The following is a 22,473-nucleotide window of genomic DNA, read 5'->3' on the forward strand; positions in this document are numbered from 1 at the left end:
CGGCAGCTCAGGCGTCGGCGAGTGCGTAGCCCTCTTCGCCGTGGACGACCTGGTCGACACCGGCGATCTCGTCTTCGCTCGTGATGCGGAAGCCGATCGTCTTCTCGATCGCGAATCCGATGATGAACGCGACCACGAAGGAGTAGATCAGCACACCCAGTGCGGCGATCGCCTGGACGGCCAGCTGACGCAGGTCGCCGCCGACGAACAGGCCGGTGCCGGTGGCGAAGAAGCCGAGGTAGAGGGTGCCGAGCAGACCACCGACGAGGTGGATGCCGACGACGTCGAGCGAGTCGTCGAAGCCGAGACGGAACTTCATCTCGACGGCCAGGGCGCAGACGATACCGGCGACGGCACCGAGCAGCAGCGACCAGCCAGGCGTGAGGTTGGCGCACGCCGGGGTGATGGCGACGAGACCCGCGACGGCACCGGAGGCGGCGCCGACCGACGTGGCCTTGCCGTCCTTGATGCGCTCGATGAGGATCCAGCCGAGGATCGCGGCAGCCGTGGCACCGAGGGTGTTCAGGCCGATGAGTCCGACGCCGCCCATGTCCTCGGCGAGCCACTCCGCGCCGGCGTTGAAGCCGAACCAGCCGAACCACAGCAGCGCTGCGCCGAGGAGCGTCAGCGGCACGTTGTGCGGCTTGAGGATGCCCTTCTGGAAGCCGATGCGCTTGCCCAGGACGATGGCGAGTGCGAGTGCGGCAGCACCTGCGTTGATGTGCACCGCGGTACCACCGGCGTAGTCGATCACACCGATTCCGCTGTCCTCACCGAAGAGGGCGGTGCCGAGGTTCATGATCCAACCGCCACCCCAGACCCATGCGGCGACGGGGAAGTATCCGACGGTCGCGAAGACGCCGGCGAAGATCAGCCAGCTGCCGAACTTCGCACGGTCGGCGATCGCGCCCGAGATCAGGGCGACCGTGATGATCGCGAAGGTGGCGCCGTAGGCGACACCTAGGAGCGCGACGTTCGAGCCCTCACCGGCCGCGAGGCTCGAGAGGCCGAAGTCGGCGAAGGGGTTGCCTGCGAAGGCGGTAGGGCTGTCGACGGCGCTCATCGAGAATCCGAAGAGGATCCAGAGCACTGCCACGAGACCGATCGAGCCGAAGCTCATCATCATCATGCTGACGACGCTCTTGGCCTTCACGAGGCCGCCGTAGAAGAAGGCGACGCCGGGCGTCATGAGCAGTACGAGGGCGGTCGCGGTGATCGCCCAGGAGATGTTGCCTGGAGCATCCATAGTCAAACCTCACATTCGGGAAACTGAGAGCTTCAGTGTGACGAGGCCCGATTTCCGGAATGCGTGAGGTTTGTTGCGCTGACGTTACAGAGCGGCTCTGTGTGTGAACATCGCGTTACGCGACACTGCGATCCGCGTGTGTAAGTGCATTGAGTCTGGAGATCGCGCGCAGGTACTTCTTGCGGTATCCCCCACCGAGCATCTCGTCGGCGAAGACCTGGTCGAGGCTCACGCCGGTGGCGACGACGGGGATCTGCGCGTCGTAGACGCGGTCGACGAATGCGACGAACCGCAGCGCCTCCGACTGATCGGTCAGCACGTGCACGTCACGGAGGCCCACGAGATCGAGGCCCGCGATCACACGCAGGTACCGAGAAGGGTGGACGCGCGCGAGGTGACGGATGACGTCGGCGAAGGAGTCGTCGGATGCCGTTCCCGCGGCAGCGCCGGTCTCGACGGCCGTCTCGTATTCACCGGCCTCGCTGACCACGGCGTGCCCGTCGAGCGCGCGCTGGCGGAAGTCGACTCCGTCGATCCGGATCGTCTGGAAGCTGTCGGACATCGCGTGGATCTCACGCAGGAAGTCCTGCGCCGCGAAGCGACCCTCGCCGAGCGCATTGGGAGGGGTGTTCGAAGTCGCCGCCAGCTTGGTGCCGGTGGGCACGAGCTCGCCGATGAGACGGGTCATCACCATCGTGTCGCCCGGATCGTCGAGTTCGAACTCGTCGATGCAGAGCAGATCCGCGCCCTTCAGAAGGTCGACCGTGTTCTTGTACCCCAGCGCACCCACGAGCGCCGTGTACTCGATGAACGATCCGAAGTACTTCCTCCGGGCCGGCATCGCGTGATAGATCGACGCGAGCAGATGCGTCTTGCCGACGCCGAAGCCGCCGTCGAGGTAGACGCCCGGCTTCACTTCGGGTTCCTTCTTCGCACGGCTGAAGAATCCGCCCCGCTTGACCGGCGCTCCGCGTCCGGCGAAGCGGATCAGCGTCTCCTTCGCCTCCTCCTGGGAGGGATACGCCTCGTCCGCCCGATAGCTGTCGAAAGTGGCTCCGTCGAACTGGGGCGGCGGAACGAGACTCGCGAGCATCTCGGGACCGGTGACGGTCGGCTGGCGATCGGTCAGGTGCACGATGCCCGTGCGGCTGGGCGTGTCGGTCATCAGGGTCCTGTATCGGGGGCGCACCTGTGTCGAAGTCTTACGAATCGGGTGCAGGGCGCACGGCGTGGATCTATCGTCGAAGTATCGGCTCCACATTACGCCGTCAACGCCCTGCATCATCGCCGCTCACCGTCTGAGGAGATCCCTGTGGCCATCGAGTTCGACACCACTTCGTCCAAGTTCGCCGAGTACGCCGAGCCCGGCCGCCTCGTCACCACCGAGTGGCTCGCGGAACGCCTCGGAAGCCCGGGTCTGGTCGTGGTCGAATCCGATGAGGATGTGCTCCTGTACGAGACGGGGCACATTCCCGGCGCCGTGAAGGTCGACTGGCACACCGAGCTCAACGACCCGGTGGTGCGCGACTACGTCGACGGCGAGGGCTTCGCGAAGCTGCTGAGCAGCAAGGGCATCTCCCGCGACGACACCGTGGTGATCTACGGCGACAAGAACAACTGGTGGGCCGCCTACGCGCTGTGGGTCTTCTCGCTCTTCGGCCACGAGGACGTGCGCCTGCTCGACGGGGGCCGCGACCGCTGGATCTCTGAGGGCCGCGAGATCACGCGTGACGCGTCGACGCCCTCGCCGACCGAGTATCCCGTCGTGGAGCGCGATGACTCCGTCATCCGCGCCTACAAGGAGGACGTGCTCGCCCACATCGGCAGCCCTCTGATCGACGTCCGCTCCCCCGAGGAGTACAGCGGAGAGCGCACCACGGCGCCCGCGTACCCCGAAGAGGGCACGCTGCGCGCCGGCCACATCCCGACCGCGCAGAGCGTGCCGTGGGCGAAGGCCGTGGCCGAGGACGGCGGTTTCAAGTCCCGCGCCGAACTCGACGCCATCTACCGCGACGGTGCGGGCCTCGCCGACGGTGACGACGTCGTCGCGTACTGCCGCATCGGCGAGCGTTCCAGCCACACGTGGTTCGTTCTCAAGCACCTGCTGGGCTTCGAGAACGTGCGCAACTACGACGGATCGTGGACCGAGTGGGGCAGCGCCGTCCGCGTCCCGATCGTCACCGGCGCGGAGCCCGGTTCCCTCTGATCGTGTGACAATGACAGGGATGAGCACCAGCGAAGTTCCTGACACCCTCGCCGAGATCCGCGACGGATTCCTCGAGACCCCTGAGGCAGATCGCCTGCTGCTCCTGTTGGAGTACTCGGACGAGCTGCCCGAGGTCTCCGAGGAGGTCGCGAACCACCCCGAGATGTGCGAGCGCGTGGCCGAGTGCCAGTCGCCCGTCTACATCTACGTCGAGGTGAACGACGGGATCGTGACCATGCACGCGACCGCTCCGCCCGAGGCACCGACGACCCGCGGTTTCGCGAGCATCCTCGTGCAGGGCATCACCGGCCTCACGGCCGACGAGGTGCTGGCGATCCCCGACGACTACCCGCAGTCGATCGGACTCACGAAAGCCGTCTCACCGCTGCGCATCGGCGGAATGACCGGGATGCTGATGCGTGCCAAGAAGCAGGTCACGCAGAAGCGCTGAAGCCCTGCATGCGGAGCCATTCGGTGATGGCGTCGCTCCAGCCCGCCTGGTCGTAGTTCCACAGCTTGGTGTGACGCGCCCCCGAGAACGGCGGCATCGTCACCAGGTCCGGCCTGGCCTCCTGCAGTGCGTGCGAGGCGTCGGCGGGGACGAACCCGTCATCGTCGCTGTGCAGGATGAGGATCGGGACCGACAGTTCCTCGGCGCGGGCGACCATGTCGAGCCGGTCGAACGGGATCGCGTCGTCGGCGCCGCTGAGCCGTGCCGTGAGCGGCAGCGAGAGAGCGCTCATCGCGAGGTCGGGCAGCGGAGCGCGCATCCCGGCCTCCCGTGCCTGGAATCGCAGCACCGTGCGCCAGTCGACGACGGGCGACTCGAGGATCAGCCCGGCGATGCGATCGCGATTGCCCGAGTTGACGGCCGTCTGCAGCGCGACGGCCCCGCCCATGGACCAGCCCATCAGGATCACCCGGTCGGCGCCGTGGCGCAGCGCATACGCGATCGCGGCGTCGACGTCGCGCCACTCCGAGGCACCCAGGGCGTAGGCGCCGCTGCGGCTGCGAGGGGCCTCACCGTCGTTCCGGTAGGACACGACGAGATTCGGGAAGCCGGCCGCATGCAGCAACGGCACCGCACGAAGGCACTCGGCGCGAGTGACGCCCCGCCCGTGCACCTGCACGACCCAGGTCGACGACTCCGCCGGGAAGAACCACGCGGGGCACGGGCCCGCAGGCGATCCGATGAGCACGTTCTCCCAGCGGAGGTGGAGTTCACTCGGCGTGGCGTAGTACCAGCCGCTGAACGCCGCAGTCCGATCGACCCGTGCGCCGGGCTCGATCTGCGTGAGCAGCTTGCGACGCACCGTGGTGGCATCGGCGCTGAGCACCGCACCGAGCTTCACGTAGCCGTAGGTGCCCGACGTGAACAGGCCGTATCGACCCGGCAGCTCGGTGTCACGCGTGCGGGTCAGCTCGATCGTCTGGGCGCCCGTGTCGACCGCGAGGATCTCTGCATCGGCAGGACGCTTCGCAGGGATCACGACCCGTCGGGCGATGCTGAGCACGAGCAGAGCCATCGCCGCCCCGAGAGCGAAGACTGCAGGGACAAGGAGCGCAACGGCGTGCCTGAGACTCTTCATCGCTTCCTGACTCTAGCCTGTTGCCGTGACCGCACACCCCGATGCCGGGACGATCTTCGACGCCGCAGTGGCTGAGCTGCGTGATATCGCGTTCCGCGCGGACATCACGATCCGTGAGATCCCCACGCCGCAAGGCCTCGCCCCGCACGCCCTCGCGCTCGCCGCCGACGTCCGCCCGGACGACGAGGGCGAGTCCGCCTACGGGACGGGCCGGTTCGTACTGCTGCACGATCCCGACTCGCCGTCCGCGTGGGACGGCGCATGGAGGATCATCATCTTCGCCCAGGCGCCGCTGGAGACGGAGATCGGCACCGACCCCCTCCTCGCCGACGTGACGTGGTCCTGGCTGGTCGACGCCCTCGACTCCCGTGGGGCCGGATATCACTCCGCGTCCGGCACATCGACCAAGACCCTCTCGAAGGGCTTCGGTTCTCTCGCGGTCGAAGGGGACGGCGCCCAGATAGAGTTGAGGGCGTCCTGGACACCCGATGGCCCGTTCCGACCGCACGTCGAAGCATGGGTCGAACTGGTCGGGATGCTGGCGGGTCTTCCGCCCGGTTCCGAGGGCATCGCCGTGATCGGCGCGCGAAAGGCAGCACGTGACTGAATACTCCGTGATCTCCGACGTCTCGGAGTTCCGTGCGGCGTGTGCCGCACTCGCCGCAGGCACAGGCCCTGTCGCCGTCGACGTCGAGCGGGCATCCGGATTCCGCTACTCCCAGCGCGCCTACCTCGTGCAGGTGTTCCGCCGCGACGCGGGGGTATTCCTCTTCGATCCGCCGGCCCTCGGTGATTTCAGCCCTCTCCAGGAGGCGATCGGCGATGTGCAGTGGATCTTCCACGCCGCCAGCCAGGACCTCCCCTCGCTGCGCGAACTCGATCTGCTCCCCCCGTCGATCTTCGACACCGAGCTCGCCTCGCGGCTGCTCGGGCACGAGCGCGTCGGTCTCGCCGCCGTCGTCGAGAACACCCTGGGCATCACGCTGAAGAAGGAGCACTCGGCCGCGGACTGGTCGACACGGCCGCTCCCCGCGGCCTGGCTGGAGTACGCGGCTCTCGACGTACTGCACCTGATCGACGTCTACGAGGCGCTCGAGGCAGAGCTCGAGGAGCAGGGCAAGACGGAGTTCGCCGCAGAGGAGTTCGCCGCGACCCTCACGCGACTCCCCAAACCGCCGCGCGAAGACCCGTGGCGCCGGCTGAGCGGACTCCACCAGGTACGCGGAGCCCGCAATCTCGCGGTCGCGCGATCGCTCTGGCAGGCCCGAGAGGCCTTCGCGCAGGATCAGGACGTCTCCCCCGGTCGACTCGTTCCCGACCGGTCGCTGATCGCGGCCCTGCTGGCGAACCCGCAGAGCAAGCAGGCGCTCGCCGGTGTCAAGGACTTCCAGGGTCGCGCGAGCCGCACGCAGCTCGACCGCTGGTGGCAGGCGTTCGTCGACGGGCGCGCAACCGAGGAGCTTCCTCGCGAGCGCGTTCCCAGCGATGCCCTCCCGCCCCCTCGTGCCTGGTCCGACCGCAATCCCGAGGCCGACGCTCGTCTCAAGGCCGCACGCCCCGTGATCGAGGCGACGGCAGAGGAACTCGGGATGCCGACCGAGAATCTGCTGACGCCCGACTACCTTCGCCGCGTGGCCTGGGACGTCCCCGGAACGACCCCGGAGGCCATCGGCGACGCCCTCGCCGCCCTCGGTGCACGTCCGTGGCAGATTGCACAGACTGCACAGAAGATCGCCGACGCCTTTGTAGAAGCCGCGCAAACGCCCGACGAGACGTCCCCGACCGCTTCGTAGGTTCGATCCAAGCGATTCCTCCCGGTTTCCGGCCCTCCCTAGACTGAGGCCACCGCACAAACTTGGAGGCAGAGTGGCCGAGATCTCGGACGTCTTCTTCGTCGATGGAGTGCGCACCCCCTTCGGGCGCGCCGGCGAAAAGGGCATGTACTGGAACACCCGCGCTGATGACCTCGCCGTCAAGGCGACCATCGGCCTGATGGAGCGGAACGCGGCCGTGCCTGCCGACCGCATCGACGATGTCGCCATCGCGGCGACGAGTCAGACGGGCGACCAGGGCCTGACCCTGGGACGCTCGGTGGCCATCCTCGCCGGACTCCCGCAGACGGTTCCCGGCCTCGCCGTCGAGCGCATGTGCGCCGGAGCGATGACCAGCGTCACGACCATGGGCGCGTCCATCGGTGTCGGCATGTACGACTTCGCCCTCGCCGGCGGCGTCGAGCACATGGGTCACCACCCGATCGGCGGCAATGCAGACCCCAACCCGCGTTTCGTCGCGGAGAGGATGGTCGACCCGGGCGCCCTGAACATGGGCGTCACGGCGGAGCGCATCTTCGATCGCTTCCCGCACCTCACCAAGGAGCGCTCCGACCGGTTCGGCATGCTCAGCCAGCACAAGGTGCAGGCCGCCTACGAGGCCGGCAAGATCCAGCCCGATCTCGTGTCCGTCGCGACCAAGAGCGCCGACGGCGCCTGGGGCCTCGCCACGGAGGACGAGGGCCGTCGCCCCCAGACGACGTTGGAGGACCTCGCGGCTCTCAAGACGCCGTTCCGTCCGCACGGCCGCGTCACAGCCGGCACATCGTCGCCCCTCACCGACGGCGCGACGATGTCGCTGCTCGCCGGAGGCGGTGCGGTGAAGGAGTTCGGCCTCGCGCCGAAGATGCGCATGGTGTCGTTCGCGTTCGCAGGCGTCCAGCCCGAGATCATGGGCATCGGCCCGATCCCCTCGAGCGAGAAGGCGCTGAAGAAGGCCGGGCTCACGATCGCCGACATCGGCCTGTTCGAGCTCAACGAGGCTTTCGCGATCCAGGTCATCTCGCTGCTCGACCACTTCGGGATCGCCGACGACGACCCCCGTGTCAACCAGTGGGGCGGCGCGATCGCACTCGGACACCCGCTCGCGGCATCCGGTGTGCGTCTGATGATCCAGCTCGCGGCGCAGTTCGCCGAGCGCCCTGACGTGCGCTACGGTCTGACGGCCATGTGCGTCGGTCTCGGACAGGGCGGCTCCGTCATCTGGGAGAACCCGCACTTCGACGGCAAGAAGAGGAAGTAAGCGCCGATGGCACACTCGATTTCCGAACAGTACGCGAACGTCGACTTCTCCCCGATCCAGGCCCTCACCGAGGGTGAGGTGATCACGCACTCTCCAGTGCGCGACATCCGCCTCGCCTCGGGCAAGGTCCTCGCTCTGATCACCCTCGACAACGGACGCGACCACACGCGGCCGAACACGCTGGGTCCGGCGACGCTCACCGCTCTCGGCGAGACGCTCGACGGCCTCGCCGCCCGCGCCGCCACCGGCGAGATCCAGGCGGTCGGCATCACCGGCAAGCAGTACATCCTGGCCGCAGGTGCCGACCTCTCCGACATCAGCAAGGTCGGCTCGCGTGACAACGCCCGCCTGATCGCGCAGCTCGGCCACAAGGTGCTGGGCAAGTTCGGCGAGCTCGGTGTTCCCTCGTTCGCGTTCGTGAACGGGCTCGCGCTCGGCGGCGGCCTCGAGATCGCGCTGAACTCCAGTTATCGCACGGTCGACGCGTCTGCCGCGGCGATCGCGCTGCCCGAGGTCTTCCTCGGGATCATCCCCGGCTGGGGTGGCGCCTACCTGCTGCCGAACCTGATCGGCATCGAGAATGCCCTCGAGGTCGTCATCTCGAATCCACTGAAGCAGAACCGGATGCTGAAGCCGCAGCAGGCGTTCGACCTGGGCATCGTCGATGCGATCTTCCCCGCGGCGAACTACCTCGAGAACTCGCTCGCCTGGGCGGACGCGGTGCTCGGCGGCAAGAAGGTCGAGCGCAAGAACGAACCAGGAAAGATCGAGCGACTCACCAAGTGGCCGATCGCCGTCAAGATGGCGCGCGGGATGCTCGAGTCGAAGATCGGCACCGTGCCGAAGTCGCCGTACGCCGCACTCGAGCTGCTCGACAAGGCGAAGAGCGGCACCAAGGCCGAGGGCTTCGCCCGAGAGGACGAGGCACTCGCCGAACTCGTGACGGGCGACCAGTTCGCGGCATCCATGTACGCGTTCGATCTCGTGCAGAAGCGCGCCAAGCGTCCGGTCGGCGCGCCCGACAAGGCTCTCGCGAAGAAGGTCACCAAGGTCGGCATCATCGGGGCGGGGCTCATGGCGAGCCAGTTCGCGCTGCTGTTCGTGCGCAAGCTGCAGGTGCCCGTGCTGATCACCGACCTCGACCAGGCGCGTGTCGACAAGGGCGTCGCCTACATCCACGAGGAGATCGGCAAGCTCGAGGGCAAGGGCCGCCTGGACGCGGACTCCGCGAACAAGCTGCGTGCGCTGGTCACCGGCACGACCGACAAGAGCCTGTACGCGGACTGCGACTTCGTCATCGAGGCCGTGTTCGAGGAGGTCGGAGTCAAGCAGCAGGTGTTCGGTGAGATCGAGAAGATCATCGCCGAGGACGCGATCCTCGCGACCAACACCTCGTCGCTGTCGGTCGAGGAGATCGGTGCGAAGCTCGCTCACCCCGAGCGCCTCGTCGGCTTCCACTTCTTCAACCCGGTCGCCGTGATGCCCCTGATCGAGATCGTGAAGACGCCGACCACGTCGGAGGCGGCGCTGTCGACCGCGTTCGTCGTCGCGAAGAACCTGGGCAAGAACGCGGTGCTCACCGCTGACGCCCCCGGATTCGTGGTGAACCGCCTGCTGGCGAAGGTCATGGGTGAGGCAGCGCGCGCGGTCTACGAAGGCACTCCGATCACGGACGTCGAGAAGGCGTTCGCGCCGCTCGGACTGCCGATGGGACCGTTCCAGCTGATCGACCTGGTCGGATGGAAGGTCGCCGCTCACGTGCAGGACACGATGGCGCACGCGTTCCCGGAGCGCTTCTACGCGAACGAGAACTTCCACGCCCTCGCGGAGCTCGACGCGGTGATCGAGAAGGACAAGGGCGGTCGGGTCACCGGCTGGACGAAGCAGGCCGAGAAGCTGCTGAAGCCCGCCGTCGGCAAGACTCCCGCGTCGGCCGAGACGATCCTGCACCGGGTGCAGGACGGCCTCGCGAGCGAGATCAAGCTCATGCTCGACGAGGGGGTCGTACCCGAGGTCGAGGACATCGATCTGTGCCTCATCCTCGGCGCCGGCTGGCCGTTCATCGACGGTGGGGCCTCGCCCTACCTCGATCGTGAGGGCGCCTCGGAGCGCGCCTTCGGCGGAGAGTTCCACACGCCGCAGATCCGCGGTATCGAGAGCCGCTGATCGGATGCATCGACGGGGGTCGCGCTCGGCGCGGCCCCCGTCGTCATGTCTGCTGAACGGGGCGCCCGTCGACGTCGCCGGAGCGTGGCCAGAACGACATGGCGCGCTCTGCGAGCGCCGTGATCGTCAACGAGGGGTTCACGCCCGGATTCGCGGGGACCGCCGCCCCGTCGACGACGTGCAGCCCCGGGTGCCCCCACACGCGGTGGTATCGATCGACGACACCGGTCTCCGGCGACGCCGAGATGACGGCACCGCCGAGGAAGTGCGCGGTGAGCGGGATGCCGAAGACCTCGGGCCACGAGCCCCGCGCCCCTGCGGGCACTCCGCCCTCCTTCTGCACTCGGGCGGCGATCGCCGCGGCCGCTCGGTGCGCCTGCGGCAGATGGCTCGGGTTCGGCTCGCCGTGCCCCTGCCTGCTCGTCATGACCAGGCGGCCGAATCGTCGACGCAGTGACAGCGTGAGCGAGTTGTCGACGGTCTGCATGACGAGCGCGATGATGCCGCGTTCGCTCCAGCGCCGAAGCGACCCCAGGCGCACCTGTCGGATCGGCGCCCGCAGGAATCGCCCCACGAGAGTGCCCAGCCGACGACCGAGCGACGCATCTCCCGGCACCATGATCGATGCCAGCGCGCCCATCAGGTTGGACCCGGGTCCGTAGCGCACGTTCTCGACATGGGTGCGCTCGTCGACGTGGAAGGAGGTCGTGATGGCGACGCCCTTGGCGAGCTCGAGAGAAGTCGGAACCTCGGTCGCGATCGCGCCGTCGAGCGCTTCGGAGTTCGTCCTGGTGAGGCGCCCCACGGCATCCGAGATGCGAGGGAGCGCACCGCTCTGCTTCATGCGATGCAGCAGCTGCTGCGTGCCCCAGGTGCCCGCGGCCAGCACGACCTGACGCGCCCGCACGGTGCGGCGCTCCCGCCTGAGCCAGGCTCCGCTGCGCTCGGTCGTCACTGCGAAGCCGCCGCCGGGGAGCTCGCGCACCTCGGTGACCGTGCGGAGCGGCTCGATCACCGCCCCGCGGCGCTCCGCGAGTGCGAGGTAGTTCTTCATCAGCGTGTTCTTCGCGCCGACCCGGCACCCGACCATGCAGTTGCCGCAGAGCGTGCAGCCGGTGCGATCCGGGCCCTCTCCGTCGAAGAAGGGATCGGCTGTGCGCTCGCCCGGCTTTCCGAACCAGACGCCGACAGGCGCGTGTCGGAACGTGTCTCCGACGCCGAGGTCCTCGGCGGCCCCCGCCATGATGCGCTCGACGGGACCCGAATGCGGATAGCGGTCGACCACGCCCAGCATCCGCTTCGCCGTCGCGTAGTGCGGGGACAGCTCGGCATCCCAGTCCGCGAGCGCACTCCACTGAGGGTCCGTGAAGAACGCTCCGCCCGGCTGGTACAGCGTGTTCGCGTAGTTCAAGGATCCTCCGCCCACGCCCGCTCCGGCGAGAATCATCACGTGCGGCAGGCGATGGATGCGCTGGATGCCGTAGCAGCCGAGCGCCGGTGCCCACAGGTATCGGCGCACGTCCCAGCTGGTCTTCGCGAAGTCCTCGTCTTCGAAGCGACGTCCCGCCTCGTAGACCAGCACCCGGTACCCCTTGTCGACGAGCCGCAGCGCGGAGACCGAACCGCCGAACCCGGAGCCGATCACGACCACGTCCTCATCGAACACGGAATCACCGCGCGCGGTCGTGCCCGCATCACGCATGATCCGCCTCCGTCGCCGCGGGCACCAGGACGGTCAGCGCGGCCGGTCGGATCCCGATCGTGCAGTCGTCCTCGCCGAGGCGCTCACCGTCGGCGTAGACGACGAGTCCCGGCGCGCTCACCCTCACCGAGCGAACGCGCCGGTGAACGACCTCTCGACGCGTCAGGTGCGTTCCTCGCAGCAGCAACGGGAACAGCCGCAGCAGACGACGCCTGCTCAGCGGGGCGACCTGCACGAGATCGAGCAGACTGTCGTCGGCGGCCGCACCGGCGCACACCGGCATCCCGCCCCCGTAGCTCGCCGTGTTGCCGACCGCGACGAGCGTGCCCGGAGCCGCGACAGGATCCGAACCGTCGACCGACACGGTGAACTCCATCGGACGAAGACGCAGGAGCTCGATCACGACGGCGAGGTAGTAGCGGAGCACCCCGTGCGGCCATCGGAGACGGTTCGTGCGATCGCTGACCTTCGCGTCGAAACCGAGAGCCGCGATCGTGAGAAAAGGTGCGACCCGATCCGCCGTGCGGATCTCTCCGACATCGATCGCCCGCGCGACTCCCGAGAGGGCGACCTCTGCCGCGGCGACCGGGTCGTGCCGGGGAAGGCCGAGCGCCCGTGCGAGATCGTTCCCCGTTCCGGCGGGCACGAGCGCGACGGGTACCGCAGCCGCGCAGACCATGTCGAGGATGCCTGAGAGCGTGCCGTCTCCGCCGACGACGACCAGCACTCGTGGCTCCTCGCCGAGTGCCTGCGCCGCCAGCACCCGGCTCGACGCCGCAGAGTCGCCGGTGAAGACGCGGATGTCCGCGCCACGACCCCGCAGGTGGGCCAGTGCCGCGTCGGCCTCGCGCCCACCGCGTCCTTTGCCCGCGAAGGGGTTCGACAGCACAGCGATGTGGTCTGCCATGTCATCGCGTCCGATCAGCCGAGATCACGGCACCGGGGTTCAGGATCCCCGTGGGGTCGAGCTCGCGCTTGATCGCGGCCAGGATCCTCACGCCGGTCTCGCCGATCTCCTGCTCCAGCCACGGGGCGTGATCGCGGCCGACGGCGTGATGGTGGCTGATCGTGCCGCCGGTCGCGATGATCGCGTCGTTCGCACGCGTCTTCACCCGAGCCCACACCGCCAGAGGGTCGGACCGGATGCCGGCCAGCACCGTGAAGTACAGCGATGCCCCCGTCGGGTAGATGTGAGAGACGTGGCACATCACGTACGACTTGGCGCCGGCATCCGAGAACCCGTTCCGAAGCGCCGCGGCGACCGCCGACTTGAGCGCATGGAGGTTCGACCAGGTGGTCGCCGTCTCGAGCGTCTCACAGAACACCCCGGCGTCCAGCAGCGCATCACGCAGATAGGGGCCGTCGAAGCGTCCGTCCAACCAGTCCTCAGCGCCCGATGCGCCCGACGAGGTCCCGCCGGCCGCGACGAGCGATGCCGACGTCCGCGCCCGGCGCGCACCAATGTCATCGCCTTCGTAGACGGTGACCACCTGGGCACCCTTCGAGAGGGCCTTGCCGATCCGGCCCACCTGCGCCAGGCTGACCGCGGTCTCAGCCTCGTCGGACAGTCGGATCACGGTCGGCCCGCCGCCCTGCTGTGCCACCTGCCGCAAGGCGTCGACGCCCGCGGTGAAATCCGGGAAGCTCCAGGACTCGAGCACTCGCTCACGAGGGATCGGATGGATCCGCACGCGGACCTCGGTGATCACCCCGAAGATGCCCTCGGAGCCGAGGAACACACGGATGAGGTCGGGACCCGCGGCAGACCCCGGTGATCTCCCGAGATCGATGTCACCGGTCGGCGTGGCCACCCGGATGCCGGTGACCATCGTGTCGAATCGACCGTGACCCGCGGAGTTCTGCCCCGACGACCGCGCCGCAGCGAACCCGCCGATCGTCGCGTAGCGGAAGCTCTGCGGGTAGTGCCCGAGTTCGTACCCGTGCGCGGTGAGCAGTGCCTCCGCGTCCGGCCCGGCGGTTCCTGCGGCGAGGACGGCTTCGCCGCTCACCTCGTCGAGCCGGAGAAGACCGGTGAGTCGACGCAGGTCGAGGCTGACCACGGCGTGGTGGCTCCCGCGCTCGGGATCGAGGGCGCCGACCACGCTCGTCCCGCCGCCGAAGGGAATCACCGCGACACCGCGAGCGGCCGCGACTCCGAGCACCGCAGCGACCTGGTCGTGATCGCCGGGTCGGACGACAGCATCGGGTGCTGTCTGATGGAGTCGTCGTCGCCGAAGCAGATCGGGTGTCGAGCGCCCGCCCGCGTGGCGGATCCGAGCCTCAGACGACACGTCGACGTGGCCGGTGCCGACGACATCGGCGAACGCATGAATGTCGGCAGGCAGCAGCGCGGATGCGTCGAGCTGCACGTCCTCGAGCTCGACCGGCACCTCCGGCTTGCGGATCCGTCCGAGCAGCAACGGGAGAAGCGCGCGCACGGCACGCGGCAGATCACCGGCCTTCGTGGGGTCACCCCAGCCGTTCCACCGCATCTCCGATCGCTCGGCGACTCTGCCGTTCTTCTGACCCATGCGTTACAGTGTGACAGATCATGGAAGAACGTCAAGCGATTGCCGAAGCGCCGCTCGCGGAGCAGCCGCACTGGGATGCCACCCAGTCGCGCATCCTCGATGCGGCCGACGAACTGATCAGCCGCCGAGGCGTGCACGGAGTGACGATCGCCGAGCTCGCACGTCGTGCAGGCCACAGCCGACCCACGATCTACCGCAGCTGGAGCGACGCCGACGACGTCGTGCGGGCAGCTCTGCTCCGCCGGGTCGCCGGCATCGTCTCGCAGTTCCCGACCGAGCCGTTCACCCGAACCGATCTCGTCGACGATGTGCTTCGTTTCTCGGTCCTCTTCCGAACTGACGAGGTCTACGGGCGGTTGCTCGCGGACGAGCCGGAGGTCTTCACCCGCTACACGCTGCAGCGTGTCGGATCGAGTCAGCGCCTGATCCTGAGCTGGCTCGCCGCGGCGATCCGTGCAGCACAGCAAGGCGGCACGGTGAGGACAGGAGACGCGGACGCGATCGCGGTGATGCTGCTGCTCATCGCGCAGTCGGCGGTGCTCTCGCACGGCACGGTCTCCGAGCTCATCTCCGAGGAATCGTGGGAGCGCGAGCTGCGCGCCGCTCTCGACGGGCTGCTCCGGCCGTGAACGCCCACTCCCCCGACCTCAACGTCGCGCGTCGGGCCGTCGAACTCGCTCGGGCCGCCGAGGAGGTCGTCGACGTGCTCGTGATCGGCGGTGGGATCACCGGCACGGGAGTCGCGCTCGACGCCGCGGCCCGGGGGCTGACCGTCACGCTGCTCGAAGCGGATGACCTCGCATTCGGCACGAGCCGATTCAGCTCGAAGCTCGTCCACGGGGGGCTCCGGTATCTCGCCACGGGCGATCTGGCGACCGCGAAGGAGAGTGCTTTCGAGCGCCACCTGCTGATGACGGTCATCGCTCCGCACCTCATCCGACCGCTCGGTCAGCTCCTTCCCTTCGCCTCCGGGGTGACCGCTCGACAGCGCGCCGCCGGCGCCGCAGGCATGACCATGGGCGACCTGCTGCGGCTGCGCGCACGAACACCCCGCGCGATCCTGCCCGCCCCACGGATCATCTCCGCCCGCGCCGCGCATGATCTGGTGCCGGCTCTCGAACGCCGAGGGCTTCGCGGGGGCATGCTGTCGTACGACGGACAGCTCGTCGATGATGCGCGACTGGTCGTGAGCGTCGCCCGCACGGCCGCGAGTCTGGGCGCACGCATCCTCACCCGGGTCCGGGCACGGGAGCTGCGAAGCGACGGAGCGATCGCCGAAGATGTCCTGACCGGCGAGACCCTCGACATCCGCGCCCGCAGCGTGATCAACGCCACGGGTGTCTGGGCCGGAACCCTCGACGAGTCGATCACGATGCGACCCAGCCGTGGAACGCACATCGTGCTCGATGCCGCCGACCTCGGACGCGCCTCGGCGGCGCTCACCATCCCGCATGAGGGGTCGATCAGCCGGTACGTGTTCGCCCTGCCGCAGCAGAGTGGACGCGTGATCGTCGGTCTCACCGACGAGGACGCCCCAGGACCCGTGCCGCCGATCGCCATCCCGACGGAGGGTGAGATCTCCTTCCTGCTCTCGACGCTCAACCGGGTGCTCGAGGAGCCGATCACGCGCGACCGGGTGCTCGGTGCCTTCGCAGGGCTCCGCCCACTCGTCGACACCGGCGCCGATGCCACCGCTGACATCTCCCGCCGACATATGGTCGCCGTCTCCGAGGCCGGGTTCATCAGCGTCCTCGGCGGCAAGCTGACCACGTATCGCCGGATGGCCGAGGATGCTGTCGATCTCGCGTCACGCGCGAGCGGTCTGAACGCCGCGCGGAGCACGACGGCATCCCTCCGGCTCACCGACACCGCTCGTGTGATGCAGGAGGTCCCGGACTATGAGGGCCCGTCACGCTCGCAGATCGACTTCGCCGTACGCGCGGAGGGCGCGATGACCGTCGACGATGTCCTCGATCGACGCACCCGCGTCGGCCTCGTCGACGCAGACCGTGAACACGCCAGGCCCACAGTGGAAGCGCTGATCTCGGAAGTACTGGCCGCGCTCGCCTGACAGGCCCGATGCCGGCCGAGTCGATGGCGTATCCACCTCGGGGCGCCGCGGGGAACGCCGCGGGAACAGCGCGTGAACACCGGAGCCAGAGGCTCGCACGAGGCCGTGATGACGCACTCGAGGGGGCACAGTGGTGTCATGGACATGCTCCTCACGATGCTGGGCGGTAAGGGAATGTCGGGTCTGTTCAAGACCGGCACGGCGATCCTCACCATCCTGCTGGTCGTCCCCGCCCTGCTGAAGATCTTCGTCGTCACGGTGGATGAAGGGTGGGCTGCGATCCGCACCCGCAACGGTAAGCCGATCATCCGCAACAGGCCGCAGCGTCGGCCCACCTCACGCGGGGGCGCGGTCGGCGAGGTCGTCGTGCTCGATCCCGGTTCGCACGGGGCCTTCCCGCTGTTCTACTGGTACAAGCTCATCGACGTCCGCTGCCGCGCGACGGACCTGCCCGCCCGCGAGATGACCGGAGCGAGTGGGCATCAGCATCGGGTGCATGCGTCGTTCGAGTGGAGACCGCTGCCGACCGGCCGAGATCTCCGGGTGTTCGAGCTCGACGTCGTGAACGTGAACGAGCGCGCGTCGAACATCGTCGGAGCGGCACTGCGAGACGTCATCCGGGGCCTCGACGGCGCCGAGCTGCCGCACAACGACGAGATCAACACGCGGGTCATCGCCGCCAGCGCCGACGAGGTGCGACGCTCGTGCGGGGTCGAGCTCGTCCGCGTCATGGTCACGGGGGATGCGCTGACCGACGGCTACCTGCTCTCCACCGCGCTCCGCGATGCGGACCGTGGCGCCGAGGCCGTCGCGGCGCTCCACGCCCTCAACTGACGGCGCGGGCGCCCACGTGCGGGCTGCCGGGGATCAGCTCCGCTCGTGCAGCGGAAGGTCGACCGTGCCGGTCTCGCCCGACTGGCGGGCGACCGGGATGCGAGTGCCGAGAACCTGGGCGACGACGTCCTGTGCGATCTTCGACGCCGTGAGCCCGGCATCCGCGAGGATCTGATCGCGCGAGGCGTGATCGATGAACTCGTCGGGCAGACCCAGTTCGTCGACCGCCGTGTCGATGCCCGCCTCGCGGAGCACCTGACGCACGCGCGTGCCGATGCCTCCCACGCGGATTCCGTCTTCGAGCGTGATGACGAGGCGATGACGCGCCGCCATGCTGACGATCGAAGGCTGCACCGGGATCGCCCAGCGGGGATCGATGACCGTCGCTCCGATGCCCTGGGCACGGAGACGCTCGGCGACGTCCATCGCGAGCGCCGCGAACGGGCCGATCGCCACGAGGAGCACGTCTTCGGACTCGCCGCGGGCGAGCACGTCGACACCGTCGTGCAGGCGTTCGACGGCGGGCAGCTCGGGCGCCACGTCGCCCTTCGGGAATCGGATCACGGTCGGTGCATCCTCGACGAGCACTGCCTCATCGAGCGCCTCCTGCAGGCGCGCGCCGTCTCGCGGGGCGGCGATGCGGATGTGCGGGACGATCTGCAGCATCGCGAGGTCCCACATGCCGTGGTGGCTGGGCCCGTCGGGACCCGTCACTCCCGCGCGGTCGAGGACGAAGGTGACGCCTGCGCGATGCAGGGCGACATCCATGAGCACCTGGTCGAAGGCGCGGCCCATGAAGGTCGCATACAGGGCGACGACCGGGTGCAGGCCGCCGAACGCGAGCCCTGCCGCGGACGCCACGGCGTGCTGCTCGGCGATCCCCACGTCGTACACACGGTCGGGGAACCGCTCGGCGAACGGAGCGAGTCCTGTCGGGCGCAGCATCGCGGCCGTCATCGCGATGACGTCGGAACGTCGTTCTCCGACCGAGACGAGCGCGTCGGAGAACACGTCGGTCCAGCCGGTTCCACCGGACGAGAGGGTCTCGCCCGTGGTCGGATCTATGCGCCCGACGGCATGGAACTGATCGGCCTCATCGTCGCGAGCCGGCTGATAGCCGCGCCCCTTCTCGGTGATGGCGTGCACGATGACGGGAGCACCGAACGACTTCGCGAGCTCGAGGGTCTCGAGCAGCGCGGGAAGGTCGTGTCCGTCGACCGGGCCGAGGTACTTGATGTCGAGATTGGAATACAGGGCTTCGTTGTTCGTGAAGCGCGAGAGGAATCCGTGGGTCCCGCCCCGCACACCGCGGAAGACGGCGCGGCCGACGGGTCCGAAGGCGCGGAAGAGGCGATCCGACTTGTGGTGCAGCTCCTTGTACGCCGCGGCGGTGCGCACCCGATTGAGGTAGCGCGACATACCGCCGATGGTCGGCGCGTACGAGCGTCCGTTGTCGTTGACCACGATGACGAGATTGCGGTCGTTGTCGTCGGAGATGTTGTTGAGCGCCTCCCACGTCATACCGCCGGTCAGGGCGCCGTCGCCGACCACCGCGACCACATGGCGATCTGCACGACCGGTCGCGGTGAGGGCACGTGAGACGCCGTCCGCCCAGCTCAACGAGCTCGATGCGTGGGACGACTCGACGACGTCGTGCGGGCTCTCGGAGCGCTGCGGGTAGCCTGCGAGCCCTCCGCGGACGCGCAGCGACGAGAAGTCCTGACGGCCGGTCAGCAGCTTGTGCACATACGACTGGTGACCGGTGTCGAAGATGAAGGGGTCGTCGGGAGACGAGAAGACACGATGCAGCGCGATCGTCAGTTCGACGACGCCGAGGTTCGGCCCCAGGTGGCCACCCGTACGAGAGACGTTCTCGACGAGGAACTCGCGGATCTCCCCTGCGAGCTCGATGAGCTGGTCCTCGGACAGAGAGTCGAGGTCACGGGGTCCTGAGATGCTCGGAAGAATCGGCATCTGCACCTCCTCATAGGCACCGTTCGCGGCATCCGATTCCGGTACGGACGCCTGCTCGATCCTACCCCGGGCATCCGGGAAAGCTCGGAGAGCGACTCCCCCTTGACACCGGCCCTGAGACGCGGAAAGGGCCCGGTTCCGAAGAACCGAGCCCTGTCCGAGCGTGCGATCAGACCAGCGAACGCAGCACGTACTGCAGGATGCCGCCGTTGCGGTAGTAGTCCGCCTCACCGGGGGTGTCGATGCGGACGACCGCGTCGAACTCCACGACCTGCTTGCCCTCGGGCGAGTCGACGGTCGGGGTGGCGGTCACGCGGACCGTCTTCGGCGTCGTGCCGTTGTTGAGCTCCTCGAGACCCGAGATCGAGACGACCTCGGTGCCGTCGAGACCCAGCGACTCCCAGCTCTCGCCGGCCGGGAACTGCAGCGGGACGACGCCCATGCCGATCAGGTTCGAGCGGTGGATGCGCTCGAAGCTCTCGGTGATGACCGCCTTGACGCCCAGCAGGCTCGTGCCCTTGGCCGCCCAGTCGCGCGACGAGCCGGAGCCGTACTCCTTGCCGCCGAAGATGACGAGAGGGGTGCCCTGCTCCTGGTAGTTCATGCTCGCGTCGTAGATGTACGACTGCGGGCCGCCCTCCTGGGTGAAGTCGCGGGTGTATCCACCCTCGACGACCTGGCCGTCGTTGACAGCCGAGACCATCATGTTCTTCAGACGGATGTTCGCGAACGTTCCGCGGATCATGACCTCATGGTTGCCTCGACGCGAACCGAAGGAGTTGAAGTCCTTGCGGTCGACGCCGTGCTCGGTGAGGTACTGAGCGGCGGGCGTGCCGGCCTTGATGTTTCCGGCGGGCGAGATGTGGTCGGTGGTGACCGAGTCGCCCAGGGTCGCCATGACGCGCGCGCCCTCGATGTCGCGCACCGGGGTGAGCTCCATCGTCATGCCGTCGAAGTAGGGCGCCTTGCGCACGTACGTCGAGTTCTCGTCCCACTGGAAGATGTCGTCGTCCGGGGTGGGCAGGCTGCGCCAGCGCTCGTCACCGTCGAAGACGGTCGCGTACTGCTTGATGAACTGCTCACGGGAGATCGACGAGTCGACCAGCTCCTGGACCTCGGCCGGGGTGGGCCAGATGTCCTTGAGGAAGACGTCTTCGCCGTCGGTGCCCTTGCCGAGCGCGTCGTTCTCGAAGTCGAAGTGCATCGACCCTGCCAGCGCGTAGGCGATGACCAGCGGCGGGCTGGCCAGGTAGTTCATCTTCACGTCGGGGCTGATGCGCCCCTCGAAGTTGCGGTTGCCCGAGAGCACGGCGGTCACCGCGAGGTCGTGGTCGTTGATGGCCGCGGAGACCTCTTCGATCAGGGGGCCCGAGTTGCCGATGCAGATCGTGCAGCCGTAGCCGACGGTGTAGAAGCCGAGACCCTCGAGGTCCTTGTCGAGTCCGGACTTCTCGTAGTAGTCCGTGACGACCTTCGAGCCGGGGCCGAGTGTCGTCTTGACCCACGGCTTCTGCTTGAGGCCCTTCTCGAGCGCCTTGCGGGCGACGAGCCCTGCGGCGATCATGACCGACGGGTTCGAGGTGTTCGTGCACGACGTGATCGCCGCGAGCGTGACGGCACCGTTGTCGAGGATGTACTTCTCACCCGACGGCGTGGTGACCGGCACGGGCTTGGACGCGTTGGCGGGGGCGCCGCTGTTGATGTGCACCGGACGCGTCGTGGTCGGCTCCTCCTCGCCGGGCACCGAACCGGGGTCGGATGCCGGGAAGGAGTGCTTCGACTCGAGGTCGACGACGGAGTCCGAGGTCGATGCCGAGGCGTACGAGAGGATGTCGTGCTCGAACTGCGACTTGGCCTCGGAGAGGAGGATGCGGTCCTGCGGGCGCTTCGGGCCTGCGATCGACGGCACGACGGTGCCGAGGTCGAGCTCGAGGTACTCGCTGAAGGTGGGCTCGTGAGAGGCGTCATGCCAGAGCTTCTGCTCCTTGGCGTACGCCTCGACGAGTGCGACGGCCTCGTCACTGCGACCGGTCAGGCGCAGGTAGTCGAGCGTGACGTCGTCGATCGGGAAGATCGCGGCGGTGGAGCCGAACTCCGGCGACATGTTGCCGATCGTGGCACGGTTGGCCAGCGGCACGGATGCCACGCCCTCGCCGTAGAACTCGACGAACTTGCCGACGACGCCGTGCTTGCGCAGCAGGTCGGTGATGGTGAGCACGACGTCGGTCGCCGTCACGCCGGCCGGGATCTCGCCCGAGAGCTTGAATCCGACGACGCGCGGGATGAGCATCGACACGGGCTGCCCGAGCATCGCAGCCTCGGCCTCGATGCCGCCGACGCCCCAGCCCAGCACACCCAGGCCGTTGACCATCGTGGTGTGCGAGTCGGTGCCGACGCAGGTGTCGGGGTACGCACGCAGCACGCCGTCGACGTCGCGGTCGTAGATGACCTTGGCCAGGTGCTCGATGTTCACCTGGTGCACGATGCCCGTTCCGGGCGGGACGACCTTGAAGTCGCTGAAGGCCGTCTGGCCCCAGCGGAGGAACTGGTAGCGCTCGCCGTTGCGCTCGTACTCGATCTCGACGTTGCGCTCGAGCGCGTTCTCTGAGCCGAAGAGATCGGCGATGACCGAGTGGTCGATGACCATCTCTGCCGGCGAGAGCGGGTTGATCTTGTTCGCATCGCCGCCGAGCGCCGTGACAGCCTCGCGCATGGTGGCGAGGTCGACGATGCACGGAACACCGGTGAAGTCCTGCATGACCACGCGGGCCGGCGTGAACTGGATCTCGGTGCTCGGTTCTGCCGCAGCATCCCACGAACCCAGTGCTTCGATCTGCGCCTTCGTCACATTCGCGCCGTCCTCGGTGCGAAGCAGGTTCTCAAGGAGCACCTTGAGGCTGAACGGGAGCTTGTCGAAACCGGGCACCGTGTCGATGCGGAAGATCTCGTAGTCGGTGCTGCCGACCGTCAGGGTGCTCTTGGCACCGAAGCTGTTCACCGTGGACACGAATCCGTCTCCTTCTATTCGGATGGGAGCGACAGGCGCCTCCATCTTGCTCGCCAGCGAGCCCCTGCGGCTAGC

At 68.2% G+C, this 22,473-nt stretch carries 17 protein-coding genes; 9 read left to right on the forward strand and 8 right to left on the reverse strand.

The window, feature by feature from the left end; all coding sequences use genetic code 11:
- Positions 1 to 7: 7 nt before the first annotated feature.
- The gene (locus JOF42_RS11910) at positions 8 to 1,246 is read right to left on the reverse strand and encodes an ammonium transporter (RefSeq protein WP_210098043.1); all 1,239 of its coding nucleotides are present in this window, start codon (positions 1,244 to 1,246) and stop codon (positions 8 to 10) included.
- 115 nt (positions 1,247 to 1,361) lie between these two features.
- Positions 1,362 to 2,411: a cell division protein ZapE gene (gene zapE / locus JOF42_RS11915; RefSeq protein ID WP_210098044.1), complete on the reverse strand. Its 1,050-nt coding sequence runs from the start codon at positions 2,409 to 2,411 to the stop codon at positions 1,362 to 1,364.
- A 147-nt stretch (positions 2,412 to 2,558) separates the two neighbouring features.
- On the opposite strand from zapE, the gene JOF42_RS11920 reads away from it, so the two are divergent.
- A complete protein-coding gene (locus JOF42_RS11920) occupies positions 2,559 to 3,452 on the forward strand; it encodes a sulfurtransferase (protein WP_210098045.1) in 894 nt (297 codons plus the stop codon).
- Positions 3,453 to 3,471: 19 nt separating this feature from the next.
- On the forward strand, positions 3,472 to 3,903 hold the full coding sequence (locus JOF42_RS11925; RefSeq protein ID WP_210098046.1) for a SufE family protein: 432 nt from the start codon (positions 3,472 to 3,474) through the stop codon (positions 3,901 to 3,903).
- On the opposite strand, the gene JOF42_RS11930 is transcribed toward JOF42_RS11925, so the two are convergent.
- Entirely contained in the window at positions 3,887 to 5,041 is a 1,155-nt protein-coding gene (locus JOF42_RS11930; protein WP_210098047.1) for an alpha/beta hydrolase, read from the reverse strand. The two genes, JOF42_RS11925 and JOF42_RS11930, sit on opposite strands and share 17 nt — an antisense overlap.
- A gap of 25 nt (positions 5,042 to 5,066) precedes the next feature.
- On the opposite strand from JOF42_RS11930, the gene JOF42_RS11935 reads away from it, so the two are divergent.
- From JOF42_RS11935 to JOF42_RS11950, 4 genes are all read left to right on the forward strand, one after another.
- Positions 5,067 to 5,648: a DUF3000 family protein gene (locus JOF42_RS11935; RefSeq protein WP_210098048.1), complete on the forward strand. Its 582-nt coding sequence runs from the start codon at positions 5,067 to 5,069 to the stop codon at positions 5,646 to 5,648.
- A complete protein-coding gene (locus tag JOF42_RS11940; protein ID WP_210098049.1) occupies positions 5,641 to 6,834 on the forward strand; it encodes an HRDC domain-containing protein in 1,194 nt (397 codons plus the stop codon). Before JOF42_RS11935 ends, JOF42_RS11940 begins: the two co-directional genes overlap by 8 nt.
- Before the next feature lie 73 nt (positions 6,835 to 6,907).
- A complete protein-coding gene (locus JOF42_RS11945; RefSeq protein WP_210098050.1) occupies positions 6,908 to 8,113 on the forward strand; it encodes a thiolase family protein in 1,206 nt (401 codons plus the stop codon).
- A gap of 6 nt (positions 8,114 to 8,119) precedes the next feature.
- Positions 8,120 to 10,279 (forward strand): 3-hydroxyacyl-CoA dehydrogenase NAD-binding domain-containing protein, encoded by a 2,160-nt coding sequence (locus JOF42_RS11950; RefSeq protein ID WP_210098051.1) that lies wholly within the window; start codon positions 8,120 to 8,122, stop codon positions 10,277 to 10,279.
- Between the two features lie 43 nt (positions 10,280 to 10,322).
- On the opposite strand, the gene JOF42_RS11955 is transcribed toward JOF42_RS11950, so the two are convergent.
- Genes JOF42_RS11955 through JOF42_RS11965 form a run of 3 tightly spaced genes read right to left on the reverse strand, consistent with a single transcriptional unit; the run spans position 10,323 to position 14,512 of the window.
- Positions 10,323 to 11,981 (reverse strand): GMC oxidoreductase, encoded by a 1,659-nt coding sequence (locus tag JOF42_RS11955; protein WP_210098052.1) that lies wholly within the window; start codon positions 11,979 to 11,981, stop codon positions 10,323 to 10,325.
- Positions 11,974 to 12,888: a diacylglycerol kinase family protein gene (locus JOF42_RS11960; RefSeq protein ID WP_210098053.1), complete on the reverse strand. Its 915-nt coding sequence runs from the start codon at positions 12,886 to 12,888 to the stop codon at positions 11,974 to 11,976. Before JOF42_RS11960 ends, JOF42_RS11955 begins: the two co-directional genes overlap by 8 nt.
- 1 nt (position 12,889) lies before the next feature.
- Positions 12,890 to 14,512 (reverse strand): FAD-binding oxidoreductase, encoded by a 1,623-nt coding sequence (locus tag JOF42_RS11965; protein WP_245340793.1) that lies wholly within the window; start codon positions 14,510 to 14,512, stop codon positions 12,890 to 12,892.
- Between the two features lie 20 nt (positions 14,513 to 14,532).
- Between JOF42_RS11965 and JOF42_RS11970 the strand changes: the two genes are divergently transcribed.
- From JOF42_RS11970 to JOF42_RS11980, 3 genes are all read left to right on the forward strand, one after another.
- Positions 14,533 to 15,141: a TetR/AcrR family transcriptional regulator gene (locus JOF42_RS11970; protein WP_210098054.1), complete on the forward strand. Its 609-nt coding sequence runs from the start codon at positions 14,533 to 14,535 to the stop codon at positions 15,139 to 15,141.
- Complete coding sequence (locus JOF42_RS11975; protein WP_210098055.1) at positions 15,138 to 16,583, forward strand: glycerol-3-phosphate dehydrogenase/oxidase; 1,446 nt, start codon at positions 15,138 to 15,140, stop codon at positions 16,581 to 16,583. The genes JOF42_RS11970 and JOF42_RS11975 overlap by 4 nt, the downstream gene beginning before the upstream one ends.
- A gap of 138 nt (positions 16,584 to 16,721) precedes the next feature.
- Positions 16,722 to 17,417 carry an SPFH domain-containing protein gene (locus JOF42_RS11980; RefSeq protein WP_210098056.1) on the forward strand — a complete coding sequence of 232 codons (696 nt, stop codon included), beginning with the start codon at positions 16,722 to 16,724 and terminating at the stop codon, positions 17,415 to 17,417.
- A 33-nt stretch (positions 17,418 to 17,450) separates the two neighbouring features.
- Here JOF42_RS11980 and dxs read toward each other — a convergent pair whose 3' ends face one another.
- Together dxs and JOF42_RS11990 are read right to left on the reverse strand one after the other, a co-directional pair.
- On the reverse strand, positions 17,451 to 19,391 hold the full coding sequence (gene dxs / locus JOF42_RS11985; RefSeq protein ID WP_210098057.1) for a 1-deoxy-D-xylulose-5-phosphate synthase: 1,941 nt from the start codon (positions 19,389 to 19,391) through the stop codon (positions 17,451 to 17,453).
- Between the two features lie 169 nt (positions 19,392 to 19,560).
- Positions 19,561 to 22,398, reverse strand: a complete 2,838-nt coding sequence (locus JOF42_RS11990) for an aconitate hydratase (protein WP_307803596.1) — start codon at positions 22,396 to 22,398, stop codon at positions 19,561 to 19,563.
- Positions 22,399 to 22,473 lie beyond the last annotated feature (75 nt).

The organism is Microbacterium phyllosphaerae (genome assembly GCF_017876435.1).
GTDB classification, from domain to species: Bacteria; Actinomycetota; Actinomycetes; order Actinomycetales; family Microbacteriaceae; genus Microbacterium; species Microbacterium phyllosphaerae.

Bases quoted from the DNA above. Each gene is read 5' to 3' on its own strand.
- JOF42_RS11910 (WP_210098043.1), bottom strand. From the start codon at position 1,246: ATGGATGCTCCAGGCAACATCTCCTGGGCGATCACCGCGACCGCCCTC.
- zapE (WP_210098044.1), bottom strand. From the start codon at position 2,411: ATGACCGACACGCCCAGCCGCACGGGCATCGTGCACCTGACCGATCGC.
- JOF42_RS11925 (WP_210098046.1), top strand. From the start codon at position 3,472: ATGAGCACCAGCGAAGTTCCTGACACCCTCGCCGAGATCCGCGACGGA.
- JOF42_RS11930 (WP_210098047.1), bottom strand. From the start codon at position 5,041: ATGAAGAGTCTCAGGCACGCCGTTGCGCTCCTTGTCCCTGCAGTCTTC.
- JOF42_RS11950 (WP_210098051.1), top strand. From the start codon at position 8,120: ATGGCACACTCGATTTCCGAACAGTACGCGAACGTCGACTTCTCCCCG.
- JOF42_RS11955 (WP_210098052.1), bottom strand. From the start codon at position 11,981: ATGCGTGATGCGGGCACGACCGCGCGCGGTGATTCCGTGTTCGATGAG.
- JOF42_RS11960 (WP_210098053.1), bottom strand. From the start codon at position 12,888: ATGGCAGACCACATCGCTGTGCTGTCGAACCCCTTCGCGGGCAAAGGA.
- JOF42_RS11965 (WP_245340793.1), bottom strand. From the start codon at position 14,512: ATGGGTCAGAAGAACGGCAGAGTCGCCGAGCGATCGGAGATGCGGTGG.
- JOF42_RS11970 (WP_210098054.1), top strand. From the start codon at position 14,533: ATGGAAGAACGTCAAGCGATTGCCGAAGCGCCGCTCGCGGAGCAGCCG.
- JOF42_RS11980 (WP_210098056.1), top strand. From the start codon at position 16,722: ATGGACATGCTCCTCACGATGCTGGGCGGTAAGGGAATGTCGGGTCTG.
- dxs (WP_210098057.1), bottom strand. From the start codon at position 19,391: ATGCCGATTCTTCCGAGCATCTCAGGACCCCGTGACCTCGACTCTCTG.